Annotated in this window: 3 protein-coding genes; 1 reads left to right on the top strand and 2 read right to left on the bottom strand. The window is 72.2% G+C overall.

Annotation, left to right across the window (positions count from 1 at the left end; all coding sequences use genetic code 11):
• The coding region (locus QH290_RS03650) for an SbcC/MukB-like Walker B domain-containing protein (RefSeq protein ID WP_280381955.1) at positions 1 to 1,112 on the top strand (1,112 nt) is incomplete at its 5' end.
• A gap of 306 nt (positions 1,113 to 1,418) precedes the next feature.
• On the opposite strand, the gene QH290_RS03645 is transcribed toward QH290_RS03650, so the two are convergent.
• The gene (locus tag QH290_RS03645) at positions 1,419 to 1,871 is read right to left on the bottom strand and encodes a methylated-DNA--[protein]-cysteine S-methyltransferase (RefSeq protein ID WP_280265028.1); all 453 of its coding nucleotides are present in this window, start codon (positions 1,869 to 1,871) and stop codon (positions 1,419 to 1,421) included.
• A 53-nt stretch (positions 1,872 to 1,924) separates the two neighbouring features.
• The gene (locus QH290_RS03640; protein ID WP_280265027.1) at positions 1,925 to 3,430 is read right to left on the bottom strand and encodes an AlkA N-terminal domain-containing protein; all 1,506 of its coding nucleotides are present in this window, start codon (positions 3,428 to 3,430) and stop codon (positions 1,925 to 1,927) included.
• Between the last annotated feature and the right edge of the window lie 380 nt (positions 3,431 to 3,810).

Raw genomic sequence — 3,810 nt, 5'->3', positions numbered from 1 at the left:
CTCACCACCCCCCCCGGGGGGGGGGGGGGGGGGGCCCCGCCGCCCGGGGGCCCCCCCCCCGCGCCCGCCTGGAGGCACTCGTCCGCGATGCCGCCGACCTGCGTACCGCCCGTGCCGAGGCCGCTACCGCCCGCGACCAGGTCGGCGCCCTGGCGCGCCGCGTCGACCAGCTCGCTCGCGCCGCCGCGCTGACCGCCGAGGTGGATGTCGCTGGGGCCGAGGGCGATTCCGGGCCCGACTACGCCGTCCTGGCGGCGTATGCCAAGGTGGTGGACGCCGCGACCCGCAGCGCGCAGCGGCAGGCCGAGATCGAGGCGGAGCTGGTGGCCGCGGACCGGGCCCGCGCGCACGCCGACGCGGTCTTGGCCGAACCGGAGATCCGGGCCGCGGCCGATGCCGAGCCGGGCGACCTCGAGGCGCTGGAAACTCAAGTGGCACAGGCACGTACGCGCTTGGATGCCGCGGTGGCCACGCACGCCGAGGCGACCCGCCGCGTGGCGCAGCTGGAGGAGCTGGGCAGTCAGCTCTGGGCGGCGGTGGACCGCATCGCCCCCGCGCAGCAGGCCCACGACGAGCTGGCCGGGCTGGCCGAGGTGGTGGCCGGGCGGGGCGAGAACAATCGCCGGATGTCGCTGCGTTCCTATGTGCTGGCGGCCCGCCTCGAGGAGGTGGCGGTGGCCGGTTCCGTGCGCCTGGGCCGGATGTCCGGTGGCCGTTACGAATTCGTGCACTCCGACGTGGCGGGACCCCGCGGCCGTCGCGGTGGGCTGGGGCTCGACATTCGCGACGACTACACCGGCGCCGTTCGCCCCGCCAAGACGCTGTCCGGCGGCGAAACCTTCATGGCCTCATTGGCTTTGGCGCTCGGCCTAGCCGATGTGGTGGCGGCGGAATCGGGCGGCCTGGTGCTCGACACCCTGTTCATCGACGAGGGCTTCGGCAGCCTCGACGCCGACACCCTCGACGCCGTCATGGGCGTCCTCGACGAACTGCGTTCCGGCGGCAGGGTAGTCGGCGTAGTCAGCCACGTCGACGAAATGCGCCAACGCATCCCAAGCCGCCTCCACGTCCTCCGCGCCCCCACCGGCTCCCACCTCCAAACCATCCTCTAACCCCCACCCCACTTCCCGCACCCCCTGCATGCCCCCGCACCCCCCACAGGCCCTCACAGAGAGTGCGGGAGCCAACAGGGAGTGCGGGAAACGTTGGCCTCACCTTCCCGCACTCCTTGTATGTTCTCGCACTGCTTGCAGGCTCTTGTAGGGGGTGCGGGGGCCAGCAGTGGGTGCGGGAACGTTGGCGTGTCTGTGGGCGCCCCTCGAACAGGCGGGCCGTCCTTCTCGCACTCTCCGCATGTTCCCGCACTGGCTGCATGGTCCTGTAGGCGGTGCGGGGTCATGGAAGGGGTGCGGGAGGAGTTAGGTCGGGGGTGTGGATTCGTGGGTGAGGAGCCAGCGTTTGGTGGGGAGGCCCCAGCGGAAGCCGCCGAGGGAGCCGTCGGTGCGGAGGATGCGGTGGCAGGGGACGAAGAGGGCGGCGGCGTTGCGGGCGCAGGCGTTGGCGGCGGCGCGGACGGCCTCCGGGCGGCCGGACAGATTCGCGAAGGCCGTGTAGGTGACCGGGCTTCCGGCCGGGATCTTGCGCAATACCTCCCAGGCGTGCACGAGGAACGGGCCCGAGACCTGCCGCACGGCGATGTCGTCGATCGCGAAAACCTCACCGGCGTGGTACTTCTCGACCGCGCGGGTGACCGTGCCGAGGGAGTCTCGCTGCCGCAGCTCGGCCGGGCGCAGCCGAGGATGCACCAGCGCCCGGAGCCCTTCGGCGTCGGCCGTCCATCCGGACGCGAGCACGGCGCCCTCGCCGTCCATGAGCGTCGTGAACGGCCCGAGTGGAGTGGAGACCGTCGCGTAGTCGGCGGAAGTCACTGCCGTACACCCACTTTCACCGAGCCGTTGGTGGTGATCGCGGGGACCGTACGCTCGGTCAGCGCCCGCTTCCACAGATGCATGGACAGATAGGACCGCCACGGCGCCCAGCGCGCGGTGTCGGTCAGATCGATCCCGAACAGGGCCGCGCCCTGCCGCACCACCAGGTCGGTGTGCAGCAGGATGTCCGGATCGGCGAGCAGGCGCATGGCGACGTAGTCGGCGGTCCACGGCCCAACCCCGTCCAGCGCCAGCAGATCCCGCCGCACATCGCCCGCCGTGCGCCCCGCGTGCAGCGACAGATCGCCGGATGCGAGCGCCCGGGCGGCCGACAGGATGGAGGCGGTCCGGCGGGCCGGGCCGGTCAGCACCTCGGCGCCGCGGTCGGCGATGGCCTCCGCGGTCGGAAACAGCCGCGGCACCGGCCCGTTGACGCTCTCGCCGAGCGCGTCGACCAGGCGCGCGGTATGGGTGACCGCCGCCGACACCGAGATCTGCTGCCCGATCATGGTGCGCAGCAACAGCTCCGGCCCGTCCAGGCAGCCGGGCACCCGAATGCCGGGCGTCACCGCCGCGGCGCCGTCGCGGAACCCGGCGCCGAGCGCCTCGTCGATGCCGATCGGGTCGGCGTCGAGGTCGAGCAGATGCCGCAGGCGCGCGACGGTCGGTGCCAGGTCGCGCATGTCGTGCAGCGCCAGGCCCGCGCGCACATGCCCGGTATGGACGCTCAACCGCACCGTCGCGTGGCCGTGCGGGGTGCGCAGGGCGCGGGTGTAGGTGCCGTCCTCCCACAGCTCCAACCCGGGTACCGCGTGCGAGGACAGGAACCATTCCAGCCAGGACTTGTCCAGCGGTTCGCGATAGGGCAGCCGCAGCGTGAGCATGCCGTTGGTGGCGGGCAGGGTGTCGCCGCGCAGCCGCCGCGCCTCCTCGCGCAGGGTGGTCGGGCTGACCGCGAACACCTCGCGCACGGTGTCGTTGAACTGCCGGATGCTGGCGAATCCGGCCGCGAACGCGATGTCCGACATCGGCATTCGGGTGGTCTGGATCAGCAGGCGGGCGGTGTGCGCGCGATGGGCGCGGGCGAGTGCGAGTGGACCGGCGCCGAGTTCGGCGGTCAGTACGCGGGTCAGCTGGCGCTGGGAATAGCCGAGCGAACCAGCCAGGGCGGGCACGCCGCCGCGTTCGATCACGCCGTCGGCGATCAGTCGCATCGCGCGCGCGGCCAGGTCGGCGCGGGTGTTCCACAGAGGTGAACCGGGTGCGGCATCGGGCAGGCAGCGGCGGCAGGCCCGGAACCCCGACTGCTGTGCCGCCGCGGCGGTGGGCAGGAAGGTCACGTTCGCGCGCTTCGGAGTGATAGCGGGACACGATGGGCGGCAGTAGATTCCGGTCGTCCGCACCGCGGTGAAGAACTGACCGTCGAATCGGGCATCGCGGGTCGCCACAGCACGGTAACAGCGCTCGAAGTCCAGACCGTTCGCACTCACGCTGTCCACCATGTCAGTCCGAGTCGATCCGCGCTAGCGGAAATCAGTCACCTTCCCCCGAGCCCGGCTGTTGCATCGTGATGCTCCACGGCTATCACTTCGATTGCTGGAAATGTGCCAGCGTGCGCTTGTAGAGACAACAACAAGGTCGGCCGCGTAATTCCGGCATGCCTCCGCCCGGAGCCGCCGACGAGATCCCGGCCAAAAGCGCGCCGGGAATGGGGAGTGGTGCGCCCGCTGGGATTGGGGGAGTGGTGCGTGCGCTGGGAGTGCGGGGGTGGTGCGAGCGCTTGGAGTGCGGGGGGCGTGCGGGCGGGAGTTGGGGAGGGGCGCTCGCGGCGGGGAGACGGGGGTGGCGCGGGGGGCGAGTGGGGGACGGTCGAGGAGACGGC

It is taken from the genome of Nocardia wallacei (assembly GCF_029869545.1).
Taxonomy (GTDB): Bacteria; Actinomycetota; Actinomycetes; order Mycobacteriales; family Mycobacteriaceae; genus Nocardia; species Nocardia wallacei_A.
This window is presented reverse-complemented; position numbering and strand designations above follow the sequence as displayed.

Excerpts from the sequence above, each read along its gene's own strand:
- QH290_RS03645 (WP_280265028.1), bottom strand. The coding sequence starts at position 1,871 with ATGGACGGCGAGGGCGCCGTGCTCGCGTCCGGATGGACGGCCGACGCC.
- QH290_RS03640 (WP_280265027.1), bottom strand. The coding sequence starts at position 3,430 with ATGGTGGACAGCGTGAGTGCGAACGGTCTGGACTTCGAGCGCTGTTAC.